This window comes from Blautia schinkii, from assembly GCF_013304825.1.
Lineage (GTDB): Bacteria > Bacillota > Clostridia > Lachnospirales > Lachnospiraceae > Blautia_A > Blautia_A schinkii_B.
Genome location: NZ_JAAWUO010000049.1, coordinates 1 through 683, shown reverse-complemented (window position 1 = coordinate 683; position 683 = coordinate 1). Strand labels below are relative to the sequence as shown.

The following is a 683-nucleotide window of genomic DNA, read 5'->3' as shown; positions in this document are numbered from 1 at the left end:
TTACCTGAACTGACAAAAGACAATGCACTGGAACAGATGATGAAAGCAGGAGAAACAGACAGTCTTGTAAGCAATCATAAAAGCTATGAAGCTACCTGTGAATATATACTGCAGAATACAAAGGTATATGACTATGAAGATTCTGAAGTGATGTATGTAGATATGTATGGTACTACCCAGATGCTCTATAAAGATGGCGAATTAAAATACGGAAAAGAAGGAGATGAGTATCTCTCCTGTCTGTATATTGATGAAGCAGATGGAAATGCAGATGATCTTATAAGCTTTTACACAGATGAAACCATAGAGGAAGAAGTGACGGATATGAAGGAAGATGGTGATACGATCATTATACAGACAAAGGTACCTGAAGAACTTACGCAGAGTGCATTGAATTCTCAGGGAGATGGAGAATTCTACACAGAGGGAGACTGGATTTCTATGGAATATGTGGTTGCTTCGGATGATTACAGACCACTGAAACATACTCAGATTCTGAACCATAAGGACGGCACTTCAGAAGAAGCTTCGAAGATGGAATTCTCCTACGGCGTGGATAGACCTGAGGATGTAGCAGATCTTTGTGAAAAGTACGAAGAAGCAGAAAAAGCAGAAGGTGATGTACGTAATGTGACAGTTACTGCAGCTCCTGGTACAGAGCAGGAAAAGGATTATGCAATCAC

At 40.1% G+C, this 683-nt stretch carries 1 protein-coding gene; it reads left to right on the top strand.

What is annotated here, in order from left to right; all coding sequences use genetic code 11:
- Window positions 1-683, top strand: a 683-nt coding sequence (locus tag HFM85_RS16010) for a hypothetical protein (RefSeq protein WP_173739204.1), incomplete at both ends; no start/stop codon positions are given.